The following is a 25,300-nucleotide window of genomic DNA, read 5'->3' as shown; positions in this document are numbered from 1 at the left end:
CCGAGGGAGGTCATGGTCGCTGATTCATGATCTGCTTCAGCAGCACCGCGAGCAGTCCCATGGCGACGACGAGAATGCTGAGCAGGATCGCGCCAACGCCCAGCACGAAGGCGCTGACGAGCTGCAGGATGATCCCGCCGATCAGTGAGACCAGCGCGAGCGCCATGCACATCATCGCCAGCAGCACGAAGATCTTCAGCGGATTGTAGTAGGTGCAGGCCTCCAGGACATATTGCAGGGTCCGAATGGAGTCGCGGAACAGGTTCACCTTGGAGCGCCCGATGCGCTCCTTGTAATCGATGTCGATGTAGTCGACGAACTTCGCGTTCATCATGTAGGCGAGCGTCAGCGACGTCGTGAAGCTGAAGAGGTCGCTGACATGCTCGAAATAGGAGATCGCGACCTGCCTGCCGAACACGCGCAGGCCGGAATTGATGTCGGGGATCTCGCGGTTGGCGGTGAATTCGACGATCGCCTTGAGGATTGCGCGTAGCGGCGATTTCAGCCTCGACTCGCGGTAGTTGGGCCCGGTCCGGGCGCCGACGACCATGTCGAAACCCTGGTTGAAGCGCGCCACCAGCGCCGGGATCGCCTCCATCGGGTAGGAGCCATCCGCATCGCTGATGACGATCGTGTCGTAGGACGCAGCGCGAATTCCATCCTTCAGCGAGCGGCCATAGCCGATGTTGTGAGGATGCCTGAGCACCTTTGCACCGGCCTGTTCGGCAAGCTCGCCGGTGCCGTCGGCTGAACCATCGTCGACGATGATGATCTCATAGGGAGTGAGCTGAGCGCCGTCGAGGGCCGCCTTGGCTCGATCAATGGTTTCAACAATGCCGTTGCGCTCGTTGAGCGCAGGAATGACGACTGAAATCATAAGCGGCGTGCAATGCAGGTGACGGATTGCCCAAAGAAGCTTCGCGAGAGCGGATCGAGCGCCCGCGACAGCGGCACGGCATATTTGTCGAACAGGGCGATCTGCCCGTTGACGGCGGCGTCGTTCAGCGACTGATGACGCTTCAGACGATTGGCAAGCCACCCGAGCCCGCCGATCGGATTGAAGTAATTCAGCCGGACCAGCTCGACCGGTTGATCGGCGAGCAGCTTGGCGAGGCGCGCCGTGGTGTAGCGGCGGCAGTGTCCGGCCAGGCGATCGAGATCGTTGTAGAGCAGCATCAGGGCGGGAACGCTGATCAGGAGATGGCCTCCGGGCTTGAGCACCTGCACCAAATTGGCAACTGCGGTGGCGTCATCCTCGATGTGCTCGAGGACGTTGATGGTGAAGACCGCATCGACGCCTTGGGGAAACAGGGAACTCAGCTGATCGCGGACCAGAATGTCGCAGACGGCGAACTTGCGATCGGGCATCGCCTTGGCGGCACGTGCGACGCTTTCGCGGTCGTGGTCCACGCCGCAATAATCGCCAAGCTCGCCGAGCACTCTGCTGTAGAGCCCATGCCCGAACCCGACCTCGAGGATCGTACCCTTCAGGTAGGGACGGAACTGGTCGATAACCCAGTTCATGTAATTCTGCGCGTCGGCGATCGCGCTCGAATACGTATCGGCCCCGACTTTCAGGCCTTCCGTCGTGGACTGGGCGGGAAAGGAGGTTTGAGCCATGGAGCCTGTGCCTTGTTCTGACCCGGGTTAGCAGCGAGCGCCGCATTTCTCAAGGACATGTGAGGCACAATCGCCTTAAAGTTGACGGCGCATGCGACAGGAACATGACGCGCTCCAACGCGCGCGCGAGGTGCTGAAATCCCGTCTGGCTCATCGATCCGTCGCATGCTTTCGGTGAAGCGGCTGCTCGGACTCGGGAGAGGACGATCTTCAGATGCTGAAGCAACAAAGCTGTTGGGCAGATCGAGACGTCACCGGAGGCGTGTTCGATGATCGCTCAGTTGAAGCGCAGGGCAGCCGCCTCCACCAATGGGGCACGCGGGAGCATCAAATCTCGTGGTGCGGGCAGCCGGGGTCGAACCGGCACAGCGCTTGCGCACCGAGGGATTTTAAGTCCCTTGCGTCTACCAATTCCGCCATGCCCGCTTGATCCAACGAGATCAAACACTTAAGTCCATCCTAGCCGTCTGGAATTGGCGCGTTGCGAGCCCGGAGGGACGGTTCTTCCTTAAGCGAGCCGGGCGCACAAGGCAAAGCCTCAATCCGGACATCTGTTGTTGCTTTAGGCATTCTCAATCCACGGGGACTATTCATCCGGCATGGCTGCTTCGTTTTCCACATCGCCGCGCGGCTTCGGCGCGCTCTTGGCGCTGCTTGCGGCCGGCGCCGCGCTGTCCGGCTGCGCCGGCATGAGTGAGACGGTCGCGCCGGCCTTTGCCGATCCCGCCAAATACGAATTGTACGACTGCAAGCAGCTGGAGGCGGAGCGTAAGTCGCTCGCCAAGCGCACTGACGATTTGCGGGGGCTGATGGAAAAGGCCGACACCGGGGCCGGTGGCGCGGTGGTGTCCGAACTCGCCTATCGCAACGACTATGTCGCCGTGCGCGGGTCGGCGCAAATGGCCGAGGACGCCTGGCGCCGCAACAAGTGCCGGGAAACACCGCCGGAGGCGACCCCGCCTGCCACGCAATTGTCCCCCGCGGCGGCTGCCAAGCCCGCTTCGAAATCCGGGAAAGCGTCACGCTGAGGCGCCGCGCCGGCGGCGCTTCGCATCAGGGCCGCCAGCCGTAGATCCAGTCGTGCCGCGCCAGCATGCGGTCCGGGCCGAGCGCGCGGATCGCAAGATCGCGTGCGGCCGCAAGCGGCCCGCCGAGATGATAGATGCGGCCCTGCTGCCGCGCGGTTCGCTGCACTCGCCGCACCCGCGCCTGACGGGCACGGCCGTATTGCGTCAGCGCAGCACTGATGCCCGCTGTGCTCTCGGCGGCTTCAAAGCTCAGAAGCCGGGCGAGCACCGCGGCATCCTCGATCGCCATCCCGGCGCCCTGGGCTGCAAAAGGCAGCATCGCATGCACGGCATCGCCGAGCAGTGCCACCGGACCCTTGCTCCAGGGGCAGCCATCGGGCACGCCGAACAGCGCCCATTTCCGCCAGCTGTCGACCGTGGCCAGCATCATGCGAGCGGAGGCCGGCCAGCGTGGCGCGGCGAAGGCCTCCATCACCTCGAGGGGATCGCCGGGCGTGCTCCAGCCCGGCCTGTTCCAGGTGCCCGGAAGCACAGCGACCACGTTTAGCTGGCGTCCGCCCGCGATCGGATAGGCGACGAGATGGGCATTCGGCCCCATCCACAGCTGCACCCGGCGCGCGGTGTAGTCCTTCGGCAGTTGCGTGGCGTCCAGCGTGCCGCGCCAGGCGATCAGCCCGGAGAAGCGCGGCTGCACCTCGGGAAACAGATGCTGGCGGACCGTCGACCAGATGCCGTCGGCGCCGATCAGCGCGCTGGCGAGATCGCTCCGGCGGATCGTGCCGCTGCGGTGGACCACCGTCAGCCCCTTGGCGTGAGGCGCGACGTCTTCGAAGGTCGCGCCCAGCTTCAGGTCGATGTCGGGATGATCGGCAACAGCGCCGGCGAGCGCCGATTGCAGGTCGGCGCGGTGCACCACCCAATAGGGGGCGCCGGCCCGCAGCGACGCTGCTTCACCGAGCGGCATCCGCAGCAGCTCGCCGCCGGCCCGCGCGCTCATGATCGAGACCGCTTCCGGAGTGACGGCGCGCAGCTTGAGGCGCTCAGCGAGGCCGAGCTCGACCAGCACGCGGCTGGCATTGGGGGAGAGTTGCAGGCCGGCGCCGACTTCCTCGAGCCGCTCGGCCTTTTCCAGCACGACGATACGGAAGCCGCGGGCCGCGAGCGCCAGCGCGGCCGTCAGTCCACCGATGCCGGCACCGGCGATGACAATCGTGCGGGAGAGCGCCACCCCGGACCGATGGAAGCGGTCAGGCCACCTTGTCCTTCAGGACGCATTCCGGCGGGCGGGCTTCGCCCGCCTTCAGGTCGGCCGCGAAACGGTACAGCGTCGAGCAGTAGGGGCAGATGATCTCGTTGTCGTTGCCGAGGTCGAGGAAGACGTGCGGATGGTCGAACGGAGGGTTGGCGCCCACGCACATGAACTCTTGCGAGCCGATCTCGATGACGGGAACACCGGCATCGTTATGGAAGTGCGGGACGACATGGTCGGACATCGTAACTCATCCTGGAGTGGCAATGGCGGCAGACACAATCAAGAACTGACGCGGCATCTTTAAGGCGCCGCGGACCATACTGGCGGGTGTGGATGATTGCTAGTCCAGCGGAACCGAAAGGTCCACAATTGCCCCATGCTCATTTGCTCATGCAAATTCGACACAATCTTAAGGCCTGAGAGAAGCCCTTCTTTCGTCGGGGACGTTGTGTCGCAATTTTGGCATACTATGTCTGTGGACGAGCAAATTTGTGCCGAAAGACGAATCATCAGGCGCAAGGGATCCCAGGGACTTCCGGGCTTTTCCACATGAAGTGGCTGCGAATCACCACAGCTTTGACCGGCATCGCGGCGTGCGGCTTCTTGCTCGCGCAGGTAGCGCCGCACGCCCGTGAGGCCGGCGCGATCCTCGCCGCCCAGGATGATCCGGCCGTGCTCTCCGAGCTCAAGCTCGATCAAGTGCTGCGGCAGAACGATCGCCTGGTCCAGGACAACATCGAGGCCGCGCTCGCCGCCGGCGATGCCGATCTCGCCGACAGTTTTGTCGCGCTCGCGCGTGACCGCAACATCGCGCTGCCCGACGACCTCCTGAGCCGCGTCAATGACACGGTCAAAGACGAAAGCTCCACCTCGCATTTCGCCAAGCGTTTCGCCACCGGCCTCGTCACCGGCAATGCAGACGATGTCGCGAGCCTCTCGGGGACGGTGGCGGGCGATCTCTTCGTGATCGGCGACATCAGGGACGTGGTGCGCGAGGGCAAGCATCTGGCCATGGGCGAGGACACCGACCGGCTCGTGCTCGGGCTAGCGGCGGCCGGACTTGCGGTGACGGCGGCGACCTACGTGTCCGTCGGAGGCGCGGCGCCGGTGCGCGCCGGACTGACGCTGGTGAAGGACGCGCGCAAAGTCGGGCGGCTCGGCGAGGGGCTCGCGGTCTGGGCCGGCCGGTCCGCGCGCGAGGTCGTCGACACGCCGGCGCTGCGGAATGCGGTGGTATCAGGTTCGGTGCTGCGGCCGCGCGAGACCGTCAGCGCGATCAAGGCCGCGTTCCGTGCCGAGAAGGCCGGTGCGCTGGTCCGGCTCGGCAAGGACGTCTCGCGCGTCGCCGAGAAGACCGGCACGCGCGGGGCGATGGACACGCTGCGCATCGCCGAAGGTCCGAAGGATGTCGCACGCGCGGCGCGGCTTGCCGAAGCGCAAGGCAGCAAGACGCGCGCGATCATGAAGCTGCTCGGCCGGGGCGCGCTGCTGCTGATCGGCGGCGCGTTCAATCTGGCGCTCTGGCTGTTCAGTGCGGCACTGACGCTGTTCGGCCTTCTCTCCTCCATCAAGGCGACCACCGAGCGCCTCACCCAGGCCTGGGGCGATCGCAAACGGGCGCGGCGGCTGCGCCGTGCCCAGATCGCAGCCGAAGCTGCTCTGGCCAACGCGGCCGTCACGGCCTGAGGCGCGCGGCGCTTCAGGCTATTGTTTGAGCATGATGTTGCCGGAAAACCGCTGCACAGTTTTCCGGATCATGCTCTAAGATCAACCATTCCCCTCCAGACCCGCGGAACTGCTGATGCCGAGCTTTCACAACGGCGCCGTTGAAATTGCCTATCTCGATGAAGGCGAGGGCGATCCGATCATCCTGGTGCACGGCTTTGCCTCGAGCAAGAACGTGAACTGGGTCTATCCGACCTGGGTCTCGGAGCTGCGCAAGAACGGCCGCCGCGTGATTGCGCTCGACAATCGCGGCCATGGCGAAAGCGCAAAGCTCTACGAGCCCGCGCAATATTCGATCCCGACCATGGCCGGCGACGTGCTTGCGCTGATGGATCATCTCGCCATCCCGCAGGCCGACATCATGGGCTATTCGATGGGCGGTCGGATGGCGGCATGGCTGTCCCTCAACGAGCCGCAGCGCCTGCGCTCGGCGATCCTCGGCGGCATCGGAATCGGCGGCCTGATCGAGGGCACCGGCCCCGGCGAGAACGTGGCGAAAGCGCTGGAGGCGCCCTCGCTGGATGACGTCACCGATCCCGTCGGCCGCACCTTCCGTGCGTTTGCCGACCAGACTCGCTCCGATCACCGTGCGCTCGCCGCCTGCCTGCGCGGCACGCGCGACCTCATGACCCGCGACGAGGCCGCGCGCATCGACTTGCCGGTGCTGATCGCGGTCGGCTCGACCGACGACGTCGCAGGAAGTGCCAGCGCGCTCGGTGCGATCATCCCCGGCTCAGAAGTGCTCGACATTCCCAACCGCGACCACATGCGCGCGGTCGGCGACAAGGTCTACAAGACCGGCGTGCTCGATTTTCTGTCACGCCGCGGCTGAGGCAATGTTGGCTGAGCGGATGACGTTGTTGCCCAGCTATCCTATGCGCGGAGATCTGGAGTCCGCCAAGGGCGCTGACGAGACGTCAGCTCGAAGCGGGTAGGAACGTCAGCGAAGGGCACTAACGGACATTTATCTCGAGCGTTAGTCCAACGAACTGTACGCGAGTGCTGCGCAAGATGGCCGCAAGGCCTGAAGATCATCAAGAGAGCCGAGAGATCTCCTCGCACGAACGCGAGCGACATTGCGCCGCTATTTACATTTGTTAATAATTGGTTTAAATTTTTATTTTCGTCGAGATTTAATACTCGACAGGAATTGAGATTGCGAGCCCACACGCACTTGAACAGAGTTGGCCCTGATTGATTGAGAGGGCTTCAGAGTAACGTTCATTGTTTGGGGAGGCGGCCATGTTTGTGCACGCTGCTTGCTTCAGGAAATATCCAATCAGCAGGGTGTGATCGCCGCTCGGGGCGGCGCACGCTTCCGACCGTGTTGTGGCTCTGATCTCTCGACTGAGAGCGACGAGACGGTTTTGTTGCGTCTGTGATGTAATCCCGGGTGGCGGGAAATTCTTCGATGAAAGAGAAAGAAGGAGCCTGTGATCGGCTTGCCGCCGATGATGCCGGCGTTGTCGAAACTCGCGATACGCCGAAGAGCTGACGCAGGAATTTCTGATGTGCAAGCCTACCATTATTCTCTTGTAGGAGGTTTCTCATGGCACTTTCAGTCACTCTTACCGGCACAACCGTTATTCTCGACGAAACCGCTGATCTGCAGAACGACGACACCAACACGACGCTTCCGAGCGCGTTTTCAAGCCGGCTGACGGCGCTGGGCGCTCCGGCCACGGAGATCAACCACGCGGTCAGCAGCGGCGACGTTATCACCATCAGCGGCGTCACGGGCGCGATCGGCAACCTCGCCTTCACCGATTCGACTGGCGGCGCGCTCGACGGTGACACGAGCGGTCTCTTCACCAATGACGGCGAGGAGGTCTTCCTTTGGGCGGACCCCACGAACGACAACATCGTGGTCGGCAAGACGGCTGCGGGTGTCATCGCCTTCGCGGTCTATCTCGAGCAGACCGCGACCGGTGCCAAGATCTGGAGCGTTCAATACGAGGCGCTGCAGCATCTGGATGGCACCAACCCCGATGACTCCCTCGACCTCGGCAGCCATCTCAAGGTCGCGGTCAGCGAGCAGATCAATTTCGGCTTCGCCGGAGCGCCGTCCGGCAGCAATCTCTTCATGACCTTCGGTGATCCGAACTCCACCCAGATCGTGGTGATTGGCAAGAACCCGCTCAATCAATCCGAGGGCGGGAACATCACGACCAAGGACGTGCTCAATATCAGCCAGGCCGGCAGCACCACCTCGTTCGGCGTCAACGGCAACCAGATCAACGCTGGTGAGGGGGCGTACATCACCTATGTCACGGGCACGAACACGAACTTCCTGGTGCCGAACCTCGATCAGAACGAGGCCGACGTCGAAGCCAACATCGCCTTCCAGAACGTCTTCAACGCGACCGGCGGCTCCTTCACCGTCAACCAGACCAATCCGGGCATCGGCCCCGTCACCGTCAAGATTACGGCCTTCAGCACCGCTGCGGAGCCGGGGGTGAATTTCGTCGACGGGCTCAGCAACGACACGCAGATCGCGATCACATCGGCCTCCTTCATCAACGTCATCAAAAAATCAGGCAATACGCAATATACTCCGGCCGCTACCGTAAACGCCGACGGCACCTTGACGGTCACCGGCCTGAGCAGCGGCGACACGGTGCAGTGGACAACGAGCGCAACCCATAACCGCGTCCTGATCGAAAACATCAGCAACGCGGATACCAATCCAGACAACGACAACAACACCTTCGATATCGGCGGCTTCAGCCTTGTCAGCTCCAACGCCGCGAGCGCCGTGGTCGGCACGGCCATCCACTTCGAGGATGACGGCCCGACGGCGGGGATCGTGCAGGGCGCGCCGACCGTGGCGCATGACGAGACCGCGGGCAATCAGGGCGATGCCGATGACACCATCGCGGCGGGCGTGGTGGCGCTGTTTGCGGGCGTAGCCAACGTCAGCAGCGACCTCAGCCCGACCGGTTACGCGCAGGATGCGACCGCTGTCGTGAGCGCGACCGGAAGCTCGTATGGCACCGACTCGTTCGGCGGGACGACGGCCTTCTCGCTGGCGGTATCCGCCGCAGGGGTGGATTCCGGCCTCGACACCACCAACGGCACCAGCATCTTCCTGTTCAAGGAAGGCAACCTGGTGGTCGGTCGCATCGGCGGTGAGACCGGCGCCGCGGCCTTCGCGGTGGCAATCAACAGCTCGACTGGCGTCGTGAGCGTGGCGCAATATGCCTCGCTGAAGCATCCGACCGGCGGCGCCAGCTACGATGAGGCGATCAACATCACCGACAGTGCTCTGCTGGCGGTGGTGACGGTGACCGACGGCGACGGCGACACGAAGACGAGTTCGACCGGCATCGGCGATGCCGTGCAGTTCCAGGACGACGGACCGACAGCGGGAATCGCGCAGGGCACGGCGACGGTAGCGCATGACGAGACTGCGGGGGTCGACGCGGATGCCGACGACACAACTGCGGCAGGTGTTGTCGCCTTGTTCGCTGGCGTCACCAATAAAAGCACCGATCTCAGCCCCGGCTACGCACAGGATGCCACCCCCGTCGTGAGCGCGACCGGCAGCTCTGCGGGTGCCGATAACGAGGGCGCGACGACGGCGTTCTCGCTGGCGGTGTCCGCCGCAGGCGTGGATTCCGGCCTCGACACGACCGGCGGCGCCAGCATCTTCCTGTTCAAGGAAGGCAGCCTGGTGGTCGGCCGCATCGGCAGTTCCTCCGGAGCTGCGGCCTTCGCGGTGGCGATCGACGGCACGAGCGGTGTCGTCAGCGTGGCGCAATACGCCTCGCTGAAGCATCCGACCGGCGGCGCCAGCTACGATGAGGCGATCAACATCACCGAGAGTGCGTTGCTGGCGGTGGTGACGGTCACCGACGGTGACGGCGACACGGCGACGAGCTCGACCGGCATCGGCGATGCCGTGCAGTTCCAGGACGACGGGCCGACCATCGGGCCCATCGCCGATGGGCAGGTGGACTTTGCTGCCGGCGCCAGCGTAACCAAGACGCTCAACGCAGCGGGCGGAGTGGACGACCCGGCGACGTACAGTATCACCAGCTCGCCGGCGAGCCTGACGATCCTGGATGGCACGGTCTCGCAGACAACGCTGCTCCGGGCCCTCACGGACAGCAATACTGTCGCCACCTACTACAAGGACGTAGATGGCAGCACCACACACACCGCGGGCGACATCGATTTCTTCAAGCTGACCGTGTCGGGCGGCAACTACACTTTCGATGTCCTGCAGAATCCTCCGCCCGCGGAGATCAGCTTCAGCTTTGCCGGAGCGCCCTCCGGCAGCAATCTCTTCATGACCTTCGGCGATCCTGCCTCGACCCAGATCGTGGTGATTGGGGAGAATCCGCTGAACCAGTCCCAGGGCGGAAACATCACGACCAAGGACGTGCTCAACATCAGCCAGGCCGGCAGCACCACGTCGTTCGGTGTCAACGGCAACCAGCTCAATGACAGCGCCAATTATCCCACTGAAGGCGCGTACATCACCTACGTGACTGGCGCGAACACGAACTTCCTCGTGCCGAATCTGGACCAGAACGAGGCCGATGTCGAAGCCAACATCGACTTCCAGGCCCTGTTCAATGCGACGTCGGCGTCCTTTACCGTCAACCAGACGAACCCGGGCGTCGGACCCGTCACCGTCAAGATCACGGCCTTCAGCACCGCCTACGAGCCGGGGGCGGGGTTCGTCGACGGGCTCACCAACGACACGCACGTCAACATCACGTCGTTCTCGATCACCGACTTCGTCGTCAAAACAGGCAACTTGCAGTTTACACCGCAAGCGACGATCGACGGCGACGGCAATCTGATCATCACCGGGCTGAGCACCGGCGACAAGGTGCAGTGGACGACGAGCGGAACGACCCACGACCGCGTGCTGATCGAAAACATCAGCGCCCATGATGGCATCGATGGCAACGACAACAACACGTTCGACATCGGCGGGTTCAGCCTGATCCAGTCGCAGCCGGCGCCCGACGAGAAGCTCGACTTCACCGTGCAGATCGCCGATGCCGACGGGGATACGGCTTCCAGCAGTTTCTCGGTCGGGATTGACGGAAACCACAACGGCGTCATCACGATCTGAATCGCAAGCCGCCGGCTGCACGCCGCTTTGGCGCGCAGCCGGCACCTGTTCGGTCGCACGGGGCTGGAGTAGATTCGATGCCGGATAGTGTCACCGCCTGGTGCGGCCATCTCTCCCGGTCTGCTGCCGCCTGGTGTGGCCAGGTCGTCGGTTATCCAGAGGAGCTGGCGAGCTTCACCATCCACGTCGGCCTGTTCGCCGTGGCGGCCTTCATTTTCATCAGGCTGGTCTGGAAGTGGCGGCGCGCGGCGGCAGCTGCGCGACCAGACGAGCCAGCTCGCGCGCATCAAATGTCCTCGCCGCTTCACGCCTGTCGCGGCGTGTTGGTCGGGCTCGGCCTGATCACCGCCATGTTGAACGTGCTGTACCTGACCGGTTCGTTCTTCATGCTCGAAGTCTACGACCGCGTGGTGCCGAGCCGCAGCGTGCCGACGCTGATCGGCCTCGCCGCGCTGGTCGGCGCGCTCTATTCGTTCCAGGCATTCCTCGACATTCTGCGCGGGCGCATCCTCGTCCGCATCGGCGAGTGGCTCGACCGCGCATTCTCGGCGCGCGCCTACGACGTCGTCGCGCGCTGGCCGCTGCGGTCGCGCGCCAGCGGCGACGGGTTGCAGCCGGTGCGCGATCTCGACCAGGTGCGCAGCTATCTCTCCGGGCTCGGCCCGACCGCGCTGTTCGACCTGCCCTGGATCCCGTTTTACCTCGCGATCTGCTTCATGTTTCATCCGCTGCTCGGGCTCACGGCATCGATCGGCTCGGTGATGCTCGTGTCCCTGACCCTTCTCACCGACCGCTTGACGCGTGCGCGCACGAAGGAAGTTACCGGCCAGATCGCGCAACGCAACGCTCTCGCCGAGGCGAGCCGGCGGAATGCCGAGGTATTGCAGGCCATGGGCATGCGCGGGCGGCTCGCCGCGCGCTGGGCGGACGTCAATGACAGCTACATGTTCACCCAGCGGCGCGCCGCCGACATCGCCGGCGGCTTCGGCTCCGCCTCCAAGGTGCTGCGCATGGTGCTGCAATCGGCGGTGCTGGCCGTCGGCGGCTATCTCGTTATCATCCAGGAGGCGACCGCGGGAATCATCATTGCCGGTGCCATTCTCACCTCGCGCGCGCTCGCGCCGGTCGAGCTCGCCATCGCCCACTGGAAGAGCCTGATCGCGGCCCGGCAGAGCTGGAAACGTCTGCAGCAGCAATGGGCGCAACTCCCGGCCGAGGAGGAGAAGACGCCGTTGCCGCCGCCGTGCAAGACCCTCGCCGTCGAGGCTGTCTCCGTGGCGCCGCCGGGCGAGCAGACCGCCGTCGTGCTGGAAGCCTCCTTCGCGTTGAACCCGGGGCAGGGGGTTGGCATCGTCGGCCCGAGCGCATCGGGCAAGTCGTCGCTGGTGCGTGCCATCGTCGGTGTGTGGGGGGCGGCGCGCGGCAAGGTGCGGCTGGACGGCGCCGCGCTCGACCAATGGAGCTCCGAGGCGCTCGGCCGCCACATCGGCTATCTGCCGCAGGACGTCGAGCTGTTCGCCGGCACGGTGGCGCAGAATATCAACCGCTTCGAACCCGTTCCCGATGCCGAGGCGATGATCGCCGCCGCGAACGCCGCCGGTGTGCACCAGATGGTGCTGCGCTTGCCGAAAGGCTACGACACGCCGATCGGCGAAGGCGGCGCGGCGCTCTCTGCCGGGCAGCGGCAGCGCATTGCGCTCGCCCGTGCGCTTTACCGCGAACCCTTCCTGGTGGTGCTCGACGAGCCCAACTCCAATCTCGACTCCGACGGCGACCAGGCCCTGACGCAGGCCATTCACGGCGTGCGTGCGCGGGGCGGCATTGTCATCGTCGTCGCGCATCGCACCAGTGCGCTCGCTGGCGTGGACCAATTGATCGTGATGGCCGAGGGGCGCGTGCAGGCGTTCGGGCCCAAGGACGCGCTGCTGGCCAAGATGATGCAGCCGCGGCCGGCAGTGCCGTTTAAGGTCGTAACCGAAGGAGCGAGCCTTTGAACCGCGAGCCGGTGAACCAGGTTCCGCACGCGATTCGCCAGCACCTGCGCGCCGGCCTCGTGGGCGTCATCATTCTTGCCGGGGGCGCCGGCGGCTGGGCCGCGACCACGGAACTGGCTGGCGCCGTCGTCGGCTCCGGCACGCTGGTGGTCGACAGCTACACCAAGAAGGTGCAGCATCCGACTGGCGGCGTGGTCGGTGAACTCAACGTTCGCGAGGGTGCGCGGGTGACGGCGGGCGACGTGATCGTGCGCCTCGACGAGACGGTGACGCGGGCCAATCTCCTGATCGTCGTCAAGAGTCTCGACGAACAGGCGGCGCGCCGGGCGCGGCTCGAGGCTGAGCGCGACGGTCAGGACCGGCTCGAATTTCCCGCCGACCTCATTGATCGTGCCGCCGATCCCGACGTCGATCGACTGATCGTGGGCGAGCGCAAGCTGTTCGAGTTGCGCCGCGCCGCCCGCACCGGCAAGAAGGCGCAGCTCAGCGAGCGCATCGGCCAGCTCCGGGAGCAGATCCGCGGGCTCGACGAGCAGATCCAGGCGAAAGACCGCGAAACCACCTTCATCGACCAGGAGCTTCTGGGCGTGCGCGACCTGTGGCGAAAGAATCTGGTACAGATCACGCGCCTGACAACGCTCGAGCGCGACGCGGTGCGCCTGCATGGCGAACGTGGCGCTCTGGTCGCGGCCATCGCCGAAGTCAGAGGCCGGATCACCGAGACCACGCTGCAAATCATGCAGATCGATCAGGATCTGCGCACCGAAGTCGGAAAGGATCTCGCCGAGATCCGCGCCAAGACCTCGGAGCTGGTCGAGAAACGCGTTGCCGCCGAGGACCAGCTCAAACGCATCGATATTCGCGCGCCGCAGGACGGCACCGTGCATCAGTTGGCGCTGCACACCATCGGCGGCGTCATCAGCCCCGGCGAGCAGATCATGCTTATCGTCCCCACGCACGACGCGCTCGTCGTGGAGGTGCGGATTCCCCCGCATGAGATCGATCGTCTGTCGGTCGGCCAGCCGGTGCTGTTGCGCTTTACGGCCTTCAACCAGCGCACCACACCCCAACTCAACGGCGAAGTGAGCCAGGTGTCCGCTGACGTGGCGGTCGACCAAAAGAGCACGACGAGCTTCTATGTAGCCCGCATCGCAGTTCCCGAGGCGGAGATCGCCCGTCTGGGCGACCTGAAGCTGATCGCCGGAATGCCGGTCGAAGCCTTCATTCAGACCGACCAGCGCACGGTGATGTCGTACCTCGTCAAGCCGCTCTCCGATCAGTTGATGCGCGCCTGGCGCGAGCGCTAAGCTGCGACCTCCCCTAAAGTGAAGGCAATCTCTTGTTAAGGGCGGCTATCACCGGATTCAGTTGCGGGGGTTCTTTGCCCACGCGGATAGGCTGTTGAACGCCAAGTCAGTTCTGGCTGTTCCTTTTCGACGAAGCGATCGCTGCTCGACGAAACCAAGTGCGATGGCCGAAGATGCGGTCATCGTCTGCGGCTGCGGTTGCACGAAGACCATTACAGGGCCCGTAGGTCATTGCGCGTATTGGGTCTATCGGATGATCCAATATGCAAGCTGGTGCCTCTCCGAGGCTCACGGTCCTTCCGCGCGATCGCGAAATACCCCATCTATGGTTCCGGGACCCGCGATCCTCGCTCTCGCGCGGCCTGGGCGGTCAGGATTGCGCTCGGATGAGCACCGCTATAAGCGCGGCAGCCAAGATCGCTAGCCATATCGACGAGACGATCATGGAGGCGAAGTGCCAATCTACGTCACGGCGCCTGGGCTGCATTGTGTCTCCTTCTGCAGGCCGCGCGTCGGCTCAGCGGCCTCTATCGCCCTTCTCGTTGGGGCTGCCATCGCGGCCGCCGTTGCGCCGGCCATTGTTGCCATGGTGCTGATGGTCATGGTGGACCGCCCCCCGCGCCAGACTGTGCAATCGCGTTGGACGTGAGGGACGTTGATAGCAAAAGGGTGATGGTCGGCGGCGTCACGGCGGCGAACTTTCCGCAGGTCTTCAAGAATTCCCGTCGGCCGTCGTCCTGGTCTGGCATGGTCATTTCTCTCAAGAGGTATTAAATAATATTAAATAAATTAAATCAATTAAATTTTGTTCCTGTGAGCAGGCGGGAATTCCGGCGCCGGCGGCGGCGGGTTGATGACCTTTCAGCATCCCGGAGGTCGCTAAGGGCGGTTATGGACCTCAGGTCGAGACGGGCAGGGACGTCAGCAAAGGCCAAACTGCGGACATCGATGCCGTACCCTCGAAAACCAGCGCGGCGAAGCTCGCCGTGCAAGTAGCGATCTAACGAGGCTCTGACGACGTGGCCGGCCTAGGCTCCTCGAAAAACGCCTTCAGTTCTGCTGCCATCACGGCCGGATCCACCACGTGGCCCTGACCGGTGAGCACCTTTCGCCGGGCCCGGGGGTTCGCGTCCGCGAGCGCGTCGGCCGCACCTTCGAACGGGGGGATGCCGCCGCCCGTGGCAACCAGCACCGGCTGGTGAAGGCGCGCGAAACGTTCCAACGGGGCTTGGCGGGTCCCCAGCACGGCAGCGTCGTAGGCCAACGTATGCGCTATTCGCTCGAGACTCGGCCAGACCGGATGCGCGCGAGCGCCGGCGATCTCTTCAGCCGAACTTCCGGCGAGCTCCATGAACAGTGCTACGGCATCGCCGCGCCGCCCCGCCGACAGTCGTCTGTCGAGCTCGGCCACATAGGCCCGCTGCTGTTGCGGCGTCTCCGGCGCGAGGTCGTAGGGCACTTCATAGACTGCGACCGCATCGATGGACCGCAATGTGGCAGCCGTCTCGAGGGCCAGGGCGCCGCCGGTCGACACGCCGTAGAGCGCGGCACGGCCGCCCCCCGCGGCGTCGATGAGCGCGGCGATGTCCTCGATCTCGCGGGCAACTGAATATTCGCGCCCGTCACCACTCTCGCCGCGACCGCGCCGCGCATAATTTACGACGCGAAACCAACGGCTGAGTTCTGTTGCAAGTCGCGCGTTCTCGCTGCCGTCATCGAGCGAGCCGGTGGTAAGGATGACCGCCGGACCGCTGCCGTCGACGGAGTAGGCAATCTGGGTGCCGTCTGCGGACGCGACATAGGGCATGCTAGCTCTCCTTGGACGGGGTTTTGCGGACACGTTTCTCGGGCAAGTCGAAGAGCAGCCGAAAATAAAAGCGAGGTGATCCAGGCTGTCGAGCGCGGCGGGCATGCCGTCCATCGCCTTGGTTACGCAAGCGGACTAGATAAGCCCGGGCCATCTAGGAGTGGCGATGATCCGGCCTGGACGGATCAGTTTCGCCAAACCGCCGCGCCAGCGCCGTCAGCACCACGAAGGTGGCGACCCACACCATCCGCGCGCCGTAGCGGTCGTGCGGGCCTGAAATCACGGCGCAGATGAAAGCGTTGCCGAGCAGCGCCAGCGTCACGGTCGCCGCCAGCAGCGTCAAATCGTCCAGCCGGCGGTTCGCGAGCGCATGGCCGAGCAGCGCGACCAGCGCCAGCATCGAGGCCAGCGCCACCGGCACGTGCAGCCGGTTGATTGCGGTGAAGTCGAGCTGCCAATTCTGCTGCCGCGCGGCGCGCATCGGCCCGGCCTGCGCGGGGACGTAGCGTTCGATGATGCCGCGGGTGTGCGGGATCCAGCCATTGGTGCCTTCGCCGGTCGCGACATGCAGCAATTGCTGGCCCATCGCCCGCAGCGCCGCGCCGGCCTGCCAGGTCGGATAATCCTTCAGCGACTGCACGACGATGTAACCCATCTCCTCGTTCATGCCTTCAAAGCGGCCGAGCGCGTTGAACATGCTCTTGCCCCACAGGAACTCATCTGCCGTCGCCGGCAGTTCGTTGCGATAGGGACACAGCTTGTAGCGCTCGCGGGGGCAATGGTCGTTGAGGTAGCGCGCGACGATGCCGTCCTGCATCATGCGGCCGAAGGCGACGCCGTAGCCGCCGGGCGTCCAGGCCAGCTTGCCGGACAGCGCATAATTCGCCGAGACCAGCATCACCCCGCCCGCAACGATGGTGAGGCTGGCCTGCGCCAATCCGGCCAGCGGAAGGCGCTCCTTGAGAAACGGCCGTACCATCCAGCCCGCGACGCAAAGACCGAGCAACACGCCGAGCGTGGCGCTGTGGGTGGCGGCGGCAAAGGCGGTGAAGACGAACAGCGAGATTTTCTCGAGCGCCGAGGTTCGGCCTGCGCCGACGACCAGGAGAAACAGCGACAGCACCGAGAGTCCTGCAAAGATGTCGGTGAGCAGCATGCTCGCAAGCCAGGGCAGCGCGGTCGACAGGATCAGGCCAAGGCTGATCGCGACGAAGCGGACAGTCTGCATCATCGAGAGCACGCGCAGGGTGAGCTGCAACAGCCACAGCGTTGCCAGCGACTGGACCGCGAGGTTGATCCAGAAGCCAAAACTCTCGCCAAAGTGCAGATAGAGGCCGAACACCGTGGAGCGGCTGGGGACGAGATAGCCCTCGTACCAGCGCGCCAGATAGCCGCCGGTATCCCATTGCAACAGCGGGTAGCCGTTCCAGAACGCCGGCACGATCATCAGGAGGGGCAGGGCGACCGCCGCCAGACGCAGCCAAAGCGTATCCGCGGCGCGTGCGCGCAATTGATCGGTGGTGATGCTCAAATCTGTTCCCCGTCCTCGCCCCGAACCATGCTCGCAATAAGGGTCGGGAGAGAATTCACCAATAGTTTGACGCCGCCCGACTTGAATTTGGCAAAACTCTGACCACTTTGAGCCGACCTTGCTGCTTGGGGCTTCGAAAGAAATTGTTGTGTTTCAATGTCTTGGCATGCTTTGGCAGGGCAAGGCGCTGTTCACTCTCAGGCAAGCCGGTCAGGACTTCGTCGCCTACACTATGCTATAAAGCCGGCAAAACGAGCCCACTCGAAAGAGCAAATCCCAAAGAGCAAATCCATGGCAGTGCATCAGGTCAATCCGGGAGGAAAGCTCGCATCGCTCGATCCGATCTGGGACCGGATCCGGGGCGAAGCGGAGGACATCGTCCGTCGCGAGCCCGAGCTTGCGACTTTCATCTATTCGACGGTGCTGCATCACAGCCGCCTGGAAGATTCGGTGATCCACCGTGTCGCCGACCGGCTCGATCACTCCGCGCTGTCCGGCGACCTCGTGCGCCAGACCTATGGCGAGGCGCTGCGCGACGATCCCGATCTCGGCAACGCCTTCCGCGCCGATCTCGTGGCCGTCTACGATCGCGATCCCGCGACCTCGCGCTTCATCGATCCCTTGCTCTACTTCAAGGGCTTTCACGCCATCCAGACCCATCGGCTGGCGCACTGGCTCTGGCTGAAGGGCCGCAAGGATTTTGCGTATTACCTGCAGAGCCGCGCCTCCGCGGTGTTCCAGACCGACATCAATCCCGCCGCGCGCATCGGCCGCGGCATCTTCCTCGACCACGCCACCGGCTTCGTCTGCGGTGAGACGGCGGTGATCGAGGACGACGTCTCGATCCTGCACGGCGTCACGCTCGGTGGCACCGGCAAGGAGAACGAGGACCGTCATCCGAAGATCCGCCATGGCGTGTTGATCGGCGCTGGCGCGAAGATCCTCGGCAACATCGAGATCGGCCATTGCGCGCGCATCGCCGCCGGCTCGGTCGTGGTCAAGCCCGTGCCGCACAACGTCACCGTCGCGGGCGTGCCTGCCAAGGTCGTCGGCGAGGCCGGGTGCGCCGAACCGTCGCGCACGATGGATCAGATGATCAACGCGATGGGGCTTTGAGACTTGGGGCTTAAGACTTGGGGCTTTAAGACTGGGCTTTGAAGTTGAAAAAGGCCCGATTTTCGGCCCTTTCGGTCCCCAAATTCTTTGGCAATTCATGCTGGCGGTTCGTCGCGTCTCGTCCTAAAACCCGCCGACCATTTTCGATCGGAGACTTGCCGTGGACGTCAAAGAAGTCAGAAAGTTAGATGCGTATTTGAAGCGCGTATTCGGCAATCCCAAGATCCGCGTCGTGCCGCGGCCGAAGAAGGACGATTCCGCCGAAGTCTATATCGGCGAGGAATTCATCGGCGTTCTCTTCGTCGACGACGAGGACGACGATCGCTCGTTCCAGTTCCAGATGGCGATCCTCGAGGACGATCTCGTCGATCAGGAATAGATGCGAGCGTGGTCCGGAAAAGTGCGCAGCGGTTTTCCGAAAAGATCATGCTTAAACAACAACCTAAAGCGCGATGACGATTCATCCTGATCGCATCGCGCTTTAGTGCGGTCCGGTAGCGCGATCGGTTCCGGGGTTACGCGCCCACCGCTGCGAGCATGTCGGGGATTGTGACGAATTTTTCCCGCGGCTTGCCGAGCAGGGCTCCCCTGGATCTCTCGGCAGTATCGATCACCATCCAGTCCGGATAGCTCACGACGCGGGTGACGCGGCCGACGACGCGTGCCAGCAGCGCATCCGGCGTGTCCGGGCGCGCTCGCCGATGCGCAAGATCCGCCAGCACGGCCTCTGCCGTGGCGATGCCGCAGCCGCGATTGGTGCCGATCGTGCCGTTCGGACCGCGCTTGCTCCATCCGCAGGCATAGAGGCCCTCGATCACGCAATGACCGTTCGTGACACGTCCATTGGCATTGGCATGAACGCCGCGATGTGTGTCGTAGGGCACGCCGGTGACGGGCGCCGTCCTGCGGCCGACGCTGCCGAACACGAGGCCGCCGGCGATGTCCTCGACGGCGCCGGACCGGTGCGTCACCGAGAGGGTCTCCACCCGGTCTCGTCCGTGGATCGCGAAGGGCGAGAAGCCAAATCGAAAGACACAGCGGCGCGGCCTGGTCGCGGCCTGCTGCGAAAATTCGCGCAGCAGCGACAGCTTCTCGACCAGCTCCGGATCTGCGGGATGCTGCGGTTCGAAGTCCTCCGGCGTGACGTCGCGGTCGTCGACGAGCGTGTCGCATGACCTCAATTCGAGGAAATCGCGCAATTCCTTGGCGCTGAATTTGGCCTGCACCGGTCCGCCGCGGCCGACGATGGAGATCTCGCGAATCCGGCTCGCCGCCAGCACCTCGAGCGCGTGGCGCGCGATGTCGGTCTGTCGCAGCTCGTCGGCGGTCTTGGCGAGAATGCGTGCGACGTCGAGTGCGACATTGCCGTGACCGATGATGATTGCCGCCTCATGGTCGAGATTGAAGCTGAGATCGGCGAAATCGGGGTGTCCGTTGTACCACGCGACGAAATCGCCGGCACTGTGGCTCCCGGGAAGAGCCTCGCCCGGAATGCCCAGCGGCCGGCTCAGTTCGGCGCCCGTTGCCAATACGACGGCGTCATAGGCCTCACGCAGCTCGTCGACCGTGACATCGTCTCCGACCGTGACACCGCCGATGAAGCGAAAGCCGGGCATGGCGGCGATGCGGTCGAACGCTGCCGTCACCTGCTTGAGCTTCGGGTGATCGGGCGCCACGCCGAACCGCACCAGCCCGTACGGCACCGGGAGCCGTTCGAACATGTCAACCGTCACGGATGTACCGGAACGCAAGAGGGCCTCGGCCGTGTAGAAGCCGCTCGGTCCGCTGCCGACGACGGCGACGCGCGTCCCGCCCGTCATCGGCCGAGCGCCAAGCGGCGTTCGTCGGCGCCCGGCAGAGGCACCAGGCGCGCGCTGATGACGGGAGTTTCGGCGGCGCGCTTGCGGTTGACGTCGATCCAGAATTTCTTGTCGGCTGCGAGGCGATAGTCGGGCTCGATCGCACCGACCGGGCAGGCCGGCGCGCAGCCGCCGCAGTCGATGCAGTTTTCCGGATCGATATAGGTCATGGACTCATCGAGGTGAAAACACTCGACGGGACACACCGTGACGCATTCGGTGTATCGGCACCCCCGGCAATTGTCGGTGACCACATAAGTCATCGTCACGCCCCGCTGACTTGGACGAGGATGTCGGAGAATGTCGGGGCCCGGCCGAGGTCGGCGAACGCCGGCGGCGTCAGCACGTGGACCGTCGCGCCCTTGCGATTGGACCGCTGCCAGTACCCGGACGGCGCCACCACGACTCCAGGCATGATGTCGGACGAAACGGTCGCAAAGGCTTCGAATGAGCCCCGATCGTTGAACACGCGAATGGGCGCGCCGGCGACGATCCCGCGCTGTGCGGCATCATCGGGATTGAGAAGCACCGCCTGTTCTTCGCCGGCCTGGGCGGTTTGCGCGGGAAGATTGCCGTAATTCGAGTTCAGGAAGGCGTGGCTCTTCGGCGAGATCAGGCTCAGCGGGTAGCGCGTCGCGAGCACCGGCGCCGTGCGCGGGTTCTCGTTCGGCGGGATGTAGTGGGGCAGGGGATCGACCGGCGTGGCATCCTGGTCGCCGTTGTAGCCCTGGCGGAACAGCGGTACCACGAAGTTGCCGCCGCCCGCGATCGTCGATTTGAACTCGCACTTGCCGGAGGCGGTCGGGAAATTGCCCTCGCGATGCGGCGCCCAGTCGGCGGGCGCCGGCATGTTGAGGCGCGCATAGCCCTTGGTCTTGACGCCGTCGAGCGTGATGCCTTCGAGAACCGGGCTGCTCCAGTCGAGCGAAGCTTCGATGATTTCGTCGTCGGTCCGGAAGAAAGTGGGGTCGGTGATGCCCATTGCGCGCGCCAGGCGGCGGAACAGCTCGGTGTTGGAGACGGCTTCGCCGAGCGGCGCGATCGCCTGGTTGTTGTAGGAGAGGTAAAGGTGCCCCCAGGAGAACATGATGTCCTTCTGCTCGAGCTGCGTGGTTGCGGGCAAAACGATGTCGGCATATCTGGCGGTGTCGGTCAGGAAGTGCTCGCTGACGACGGTGAAGAGATCCTCGCGTTCGAGCCCTTTTTCGAGCTTGGCCTGTTCGCTCACCATCGCCATCGGGTTGGCGTTGTAGACGAACAGCGCCTTGACCGGTGGGTCGAAGCCGAGCTCGCCGGTCAGCGCAGCTCCAAGCCGCCAGGAATTGAGCACGCGCATTGTCTCGGGCTGCAGATCGGGCCGCATCAGCACGTCCCATCTGACCGGGAAGGCCCAGATTGGCAGCTGGAGCAGGCCGCCACCGACATGCTTCCAGGCGCCGATCAGCCCCGGAAGGCAGGCGATCGCACGCACGGTCTGGCCGCCGCCGGCATGCCGCTCGACCGCGACGCCGATGCGTACGACGGCGGGCGGTGTGGTCGCAAATTCTCTGGCCAGCTTGAGGATGTCGTCGACGGAAATGCCAGTTTCCTGCGAGGCAAATTCAGGGGTGTAGATCGCGGCCCGCTCGGCCAGCTCCTCATAGCCAACGGTGTATTTGTTGACGTAGTCGCGATCGACAAGGTTCTCTTTGATGATGACGTGGATCATCGCCAGCGCGAGCGCGGCGTCAGTGCCGGGCCGGATCGGAATGTGCCAGTCGGCGAGGCGCGCGGTACGGGTGCGGACGGGATCGATCACGACGAGCTTGGCGCCGGCCTTCTTTGCCTGCTCGATGAACGGCCAGTGATGCGAGTTCGTGCTCAGCGTGTTGCAGGCCCACAGGATGATGTATTTCGAGTGCACGAAGCTTTCGGGGTCGACGCCGGGCGTGTGCCCGATCGTCATCATGTACGCTGTGCACGAGGCGGAGTCGCAGAACGTGCGCTCCAGCACTGTCGCACCCAGCTTGTTGAAGAGGGGATCTCCGACATTCAACCCGTTGATGATGCCCTGCGTGCCCAGATAGCTGTAGGGCAGGATCGCCTGCGCGCCGTGCTCGGCGATCACGGAGGTCCAGCGCGATGCGATGGTGTCGATGGCTTCGTCCCAGGAGATCCGCTGAAATTGCCGGGAGCCCTTCGGGCCGACCCGCTTCAGCGGATGGAGGATGCGCTTGTCGCTGTAGACGCGCTCCTCGTAATTGTTGACCTTCACGCAGAGGCGTCCGCGCGTGAAGGGGTGATCGGGATTACCGCGGACGGCGATGGCCTTGCCGTCCTCGACCGTGGTCAGGATGGAGCAGGTGTCCGGGCAGTCGTGGGGGCACGCGCCTATTACCGTGGTCCGGGCCATGGGGTTTCTCCGCTTCCCGATTCAAGACATCAAAGGATGCGGCGGCCGGACCCGCCTTGGCTTTTCAAAACGTGCGGTGTTGTTGTCCCGGACTGCTCTCGTCCGGTGGACGCCCTGGCGGTTCTCTGGCATGCTAATTGCTGGAACCGGCAATACCTCTCTACCCGTACATCGCGTGATCTGGCGGAGATTTCCGATGGGTATGCTTGGCAACTCTGTCGATAAATATGTTACCGGCAGAATGCTCCAGACGTCCAACGACCGGCGGTGGGGGCATCTCCTGGCGGAGCGATGGAGTCATGAGCCGGGCGATCTCCCTCCGCAATTGCCGCGCGACACCGAGATCGCGATATTGCTGCGCGGCAGTTCGGTCGTCGACCGCGAAGGCGCTGGCATGCGGCAGCGCACCTTCGGCCGGAGAGGCACCGTCTGGCTCTGCCCGGCCGGCATCCGCGAAGACTTCATCCGCGTCGAGAACCAGATGCAGGAATGCCTGCATCTCTTTCTTCCGGGCAAGCCGTTCGACGACACCATGCTCAGGGATCTCGACATCGATCCCTCGGGCATGTCCATCCGTTACGAGACGATCGATCGGGACATGTTCATCGAGCATGTCGCGGACCGCATTCTCGCGGAGCTCGCGCAGGAGACCTCCACAGGCCGCCTTTTGATCGAAAGCCTGGGGCGGGCCTTGTCCGCCCATCTGGTGCACAGCTACGCCGCCAGTTCAGTCCGGCTGAAGCAATCCTATGCCGTGCAGAAACCGCTCGATGCGAGGCGCCTGTCGCGCGTCACGGAATTCATCGACGCATCCGTAGAGCGCGAGTTCACCGTGAATGATCTCGCATCGGTGGCCTGCATGAGCCCGGCGCATTTCTCCCGCAGCTTCAAGGCGGCGACCGGAACTGCACCGCACGAATATGTCAGCCGTCAGCGCCTCGATCTCGCCAAGCGGCTCCTATCGACCAGCGATCGCCCGCTGGTCGATATCGCCTTTGCCGCGGGATTTTCCTCGCAGGCCAATTTCAACCGCGCCTTCCGCAAGGCGGTCGGCACGACGCCGAGCCTTTATCGGGCGCGGAAGGGGCAGGATTGAGCCTGCCCGCATCAAGTGTGGATGATGTGGCCTTGAGATCCCCATGGGTTTTGCCCGATGGGTCAAGCTCTAATTCGGAAATAACGAATATCCAAAAATACGAAGTGCGGCCGTGACTTGGCTACTGTGCATGGGGTTGTTTTTCGAGATTTTGTTCGGTGAGCCCCGGCCTGCAAGCCGATCTCGCAGCCGCGCTCAGCCCCGCGGCCCGCGCAGCTGCGCCGTCAGCCTGTCCATCGCCTCCGCCGCATCGCGCCATTGCGACAGCCAGCTGCGCGGGAAGCGGAAGGTGAGGTCGGCGCCGCCGACGCGGCGCTCGGACAGGCACATGCCGGGCGTTGACGCATCGCGGGTGCAGCGCGCGGTCAGCGCGGGGCTTGCAGCCGAATAGAAATCTTCGCTGCCGTATGGCGTGTCAGCACGGAACATCCGCATCGTCAGGCCGTCCGCGGGCGTCGCTGCGGCCTGGTCGAGATAGCGCGGATAGATCGTGGCTGTCCGCTGCTCGGGCGAGAGCGCATCGTGATGGGCCGTGATCGACAGGAAGATGCGGTCGATCGATTGCACCGCCGCCTCCACCGTGTCGGCGGTGACGTGTTTCGGCGCGCCAGGCGGCTCGAGCGAGGGATAGAGGAAGTCGAGATCGATGCGCTCCTGCGGCCCGGAGTGCCGCTGGATCTTCATGCGGATCGCCGTCACCGGCAGGTTGAACAGCGTGCCGCCGACGCTCACCGGCAGCTTGTCCGGGGCGTTCGCGCCGCGGGTGCCCCAGGTCGGCCACAACAGATAGGCGACGAGCGCGACCGCGCAGACCGCAGCAATGCCGCCGAGCACGATCGGGACGGCATGCGCCCAGGTGCGCGTGCGGGGGGACCTATGGGGAGCTGCCGAAAACACCGTCATGAGCTTCTACGAGGTCGAGCCGGAAGTCGGCCGGTGGCCGACGAATCAGCGGCGAATATGCCACGCGGCGGCGATTTCGCGCAGCGTTCCCGGCTGCGGGGGGCGGGGACGGCCCTGCGTGGACAGGACGGCGGCGTTAACCTTCCCTTAAGGATAATGTAGCGTTAACCGGCTCCATTTGTCACAGGAATGCTCGGCGTTGCGTAAGGGCGGACCGTTCCGATGACACCTGAAGCTTTCAACACCTTCTTCTCGATCTGCATTGGTTTCGCGCTCGCGGGCGCGCTCGTGAACGGATACCAGGCGCTGGCGCAGCGGCCCGCCGGGTTCGGCCTGTTGCAGGACGGCGTGGCGCCGAAGACCTTCGCTGCGGTGCCGTTCCTGGTGTTCGCCGCGCCCTTCATCATCATGCGCAACACGCTGCGCGGCATGCGGGTGGAAAGCCGCCGCGCCGAGTTCGTGATGATGGCGACCCTCATCGCCGGCTTCTGGAGCATGATGAGCGGCACCTTCTTCCTGATGACGCTGCGCGCGGCCGGCGTTCTGGGCTGACGCCCGCGCATTGAGCTCTGCCGGCGCGG

At 64.3% G+C, this 25,300-nt stretch carries 20 protein-coding genes, 1 tRNA gene and 1 pseudogene; 10 read left to right on the top strand and 12 right to left on the bottom strand.

The features are described 5' to 3' along the window. Positions 1 to 10: 10 nt before the first annotated feature. The 3 genes from GGD65_RS06755 to GGD65_RS06745 form a co-directional block, all read right to left on the bottom strand. Positions 11 to 877 (bottom strand): glycosyltransferase family 2 protein, encoded by an 867-nt coding sequence (locus GGD65_RS06755; protein WP_179734279.1) that lies wholly within the window; start codon positions 875 to 877, stop codon positions 11 to 13. Next, the gene (locus GGD65_RS06750) at positions 874 to 1,620 is read right to left on the bottom strand and encodes a bifunctional 2-polyprenyl-6-hydroxyphenol methylase/3-demethylubiquinol 3-O-methyltransferase UbiG (RefSeq protein ID WP_183234713.1); all 747 of its coding nucleotides are present in this window, start codon (positions 1,618 to 1,620) and stop codon (positions 874 to 876) included. The genes GGD65_RS06755 and GGD65_RS06750 overlap by 4 nt, the downstream gene beginning before the upstream one ends. Before the next feature lie 337 nt (positions 1,621 to 1,957). Further along, positions 1,958 to 2,046, bottom strand: a tRNA-Leu gene (locus GGD65_RS06745). 173 nt (positions 2,047 to 2,219) lie between these two features. Here GGD65_RS06745 and GGD65_RS06740 point away from each other — a divergent pair. Further along, positions 2,220 to 2,648 carry a twin-arginine translocation pathway signal gene (locus GGD65_RS06740; RefSeq protein ID WP_183234712.1) on the top strand — a complete coding sequence of 143 codons (429 nt, stop codon included), beginning with the start codon at positions 2,220 to 2,222 and terminating at the stop codon, positions 2,646 to 2,648. A 25-nt stretch (positions 2,649 to 2,673) separates the two neighbouring features. Here GGD65_RS06740 and GGD65_RS06735 read toward each other — a convergent pair whose 3' ends face one another. Together GGD65_RS06735 and GGD65_RS06730 are read right to left on the bottom strand one after the other, a co-directional pair. Beyond that, entirely contained in the window at positions 2,674 to 3,876 is a 1,203-nt protein-coding gene (locus GGD65_RS06735) for an FAD-dependent monooxygenase (protein ID WP_183234711.1), read from the bottom strand. Positions 3,877 to 3,895: 19 nt separating this feature from the next. Further along, positions 3,896 to 4,141, bottom strand: coding sequence for a zinc-finger domain-containing protein (locus tag GGD65_RS06730; RefSeq protein ID WP_007602543.1), 246 nt, complete (start codon positions 4,139 to 4,141; stop codon positions 3,896 to 3,898). A 308-nt stretch (positions 4,142 to 4,449) separates the two neighbouring features. Here GGD65_RS06730 and GGD65_RS06725 point away from each other — a divergent pair, with 308 nt between their 5' ends. The 5 genes from GGD65_RS06725 to GGD65_RS06705 all read left to right on the top strand — a co-directional run bounded on the left by GGD65_RS06725 (position 4,450) and on the right by GGD65_RS06705 (position 14,015). Next, positions 4,450 to 5,586 (top strand): hypothetical protein, encoded by a 1,137-nt coding sequence (locus GGD65_RS06725; protein ID WP_183234710.1) that lies wholly within the window; start codon positions 4,450 to 4,452, stop codon positions 5,584 to 5,586. Between the two features lie 115 nt (positions 5,587 to 5,701). Then, the gene (locus GGD65_RS06720) at positions 5,702 to 6,457 is read left to right on the top strand and encodes an alpha/beta fold hydrolase (RefSeq protein WP_092259203.1); all 756 of its coding nucleotides are present in this window, start codon (positions 5,702 to 5,704) and stop codon (positions 6,455 to 6,457) included. Between the two features lie 717 nt (positions 6,458 to 7,174). Next, positions 7,175 to 10,714 carry a DUF5801 repeats-in-toxin domain-containing protein gene (locus GGD65_RS06715; protein WP_183234709.1) on the top strand — a complete coding sequence of 1,180 codons (3,540 nt, stop codon included), beginning with the start codon at positions 7,175 to 7,177 and terminating at the stop codon, positions 10,712 to 10,714. A 290-nt stretch (positions 10,715 to 11,004) separates the two neighbouring features. Then, positions 11,005 to 12,708, top strand: a complete 1,704-nt coding sequence (locus GGD65_RS06710) for a type I secretion system permease/ATPase (protein ID WP_183234969.1) — start codon at positions 11,005 to 11,007, stop codon at positions 12,706 to 12,708. Then, positions 12,705 to 14,015, top strand: coding sequence for an HlyD family type I secretion periplasmic adaptor subunit (locus GGD65_RS06705; protein ID WP_092259205.1), 1,311 nt, complete (start codon positions 12,705 to 12,707; stop codon positions 14,013 to 14,015). The genes GGD65_RS06710 and GGD65_RS06705 overlap by 4 nt, the downstream gene beginning before the upstream one ends. A gap of 517 nt (positions 14,016 to 14,532) precedes the next feature. Here GGD65_RS06705 and GGD65_RS41085 read toward each other — a convergent pair. From GGD65_RS41085 to GGD65_RS06695, 3 genes and pseudogenes are all read right to left on the bottom strand, one after another. Continuing rightward, a pseudogene (locus tag GGD65_RS41085) lies at positions 14,533 to 14,770 on the bottom strand (hypothetical protein). A gap of 245 nt (positions 14,771 to 15,015) precedes the next feature. Beyond that, entirely contained in the window at positions 15,016 to 15,822 is an 807-nt protein-coding gene (locus GGD65_RS06700; RefSeq protein ID WP_183234708.1) for an alpha/beta fold hydrolase, read from the bottom strand. A 154-nt stretch (positions 15,823 to 15,976) separates the two neighbouring features. Then, positions 15,977 to 17,353 (bottom strand): hypothetical protein, encoded by a 1,377-nt coding sequence (locus tag GGD65_RS06695; RefSeq protein ID WP_183234707.1) that lies wholly within the window; start codon positions 17,351 to 17,353, stop codon positions 15,977 to 15,979. A gap of 291 nt (positions 17,354 to 17,644) precedes the next feature. Here GGD65_RS06695 and cysE point away from each other — a divergent pair, with 291 nt between their 5' ends. Together cysE and GGD65_RS06685 are read left to right on the top strand one after the other, a co-directional pair. Beyond that, complete coding sequence (cysE, locus tag GGD65_RS06690) at positions 17,645 to 18,469, top strand: serine O-acetyltransferase (protein ID WP_018322099.1); 825 nt, start codon at positions 17,645 to 17,647, stop codon at positions 18,467 to 18,469. A 160-nt stretch (positions 18,470 to 18,629) separates the two neighbouring features. Further along, the gene (locus GGD65_RS06685; protein WP_007602550.1) at positions 18,630 to 18,848 is read left to right on the top strand and encodes a DUF3126 family protein; all 219 of its coding nucleotides are present in this window, start codon (positions 18,630 to 18,632) and stop codon (positions 18,846 to 18,848) included. A gap of 136 nt (positions 18,849 to 18,984) precedes the next feature. On the opposite strand, the gene GGD65_RS06680 is transcribed toward GGD65_RS06685, so the two are convergent. The 3 genes from GGD65_RS06680 to GGD65_RS06670 are packed head-to-tail and all read right to left on the bottom strand — an operon-like array spanning position 18,985 to position 22,720. Further along, positions 18,985 to 20,289 (bottom strand): FAD-dependent oxidoreductase, encoded by a 1,305-nt coding sequence (locus GGD65_RS06680; RefSeq protein WP_183234706.1) that lies wholly within the window; start codon positions 20,287 to 20,289, stop codon positions 18,985 to 18,987. Further along, on the bottom strand, positions 20,286 to 20,591 hold the full coding sequence (locus tag GGD65_RS06675) for a ferredoxin family protein (RefSeq protein ID WP_026202677.1): 306 nt from the start codon (positions 20,589 to 20,591) through the stop codon (positions 20,286 to 20,288). The genes GGD65_RS06680 and GGD65_RS06675 overlap by 4 nt, the downstream gene beginning before the upstream one ends. 2 nt (positions 20,592 to 20,593) lie before the next feature. Then, entirely contained in the window at positions 20,594 to 22,720 is a 2,127-nt protein-coding gene (locus GGD65_RS06670) for a molybdopterin-dependent oxidoreductase (RefSeq protein WP_183234705.1), read from the bottom strand. Between GGD65_RS06670 and GGD65_RS06665 the strand changes: the two genes are divergently transcribed. Beyond that, positions 22,662 to 23,816, top strand: a complete 1,155-nt coding sequence (locus GGD65_RS06665) for an AraC family transcriptional regulator (RefSeq protein ID WP_246783200.1) — start codon at positions 22,662 to 22,664, stop codon at positions 23,814 to 23,816. The genes GGD65_RS06670 and GGD65_RS06665 overlap by 59 nt on opposite strands. A gap of 195 nt (positions 23,817 to 24,011) precedes the next feature. Here GGD65_RS06665 and GGD65_RS06660 read toward each other — a convergent pair whose 3' ends face one another. Continuing rightward, a complete protein-coding gene (locus tag GGD65_RS06660; RefSeq protein ID WP_026202679.1) occupies positions 24,012 to 24,719 on the bottom strand; it encodes a hypothetical protein in 708 nt (235 codons plus the stop codon). Between the two features lie 222 nt (positions 24,720 to 24,941). Here GGD65_RS06660 and GGD65_RS06655 point away from each other — a divergent pair, with 222 nt between their 5' ends. Next, positions 24,942 to 25,271 (top strand): DUF6949 family protein, encoded by a 330-nt coding sequence (locus tag GGD65_RS06655; protein WP_018322105.1) that lies wholly within the window; start codon positions 24,942 to 24,944, stop codon positions 25,269 to 25,271. Positions 25,272 to 25,300: the final 29 nt, after the last annotated feature.

It is taken from the genome of Bradyrhizobium sp. CIR18, from assembly GCF_014198295.1.
GTDB lineage: Bacteria > Pseudomonadota > Alphaproteobacteria > Rhizobiales > Xanthobacteraceae > Bradyrhizobium.
Note: the sequence above shows the minus strand (reverse complement) of the source record. Positions and strands in the feature narration are given on the sequence as shown.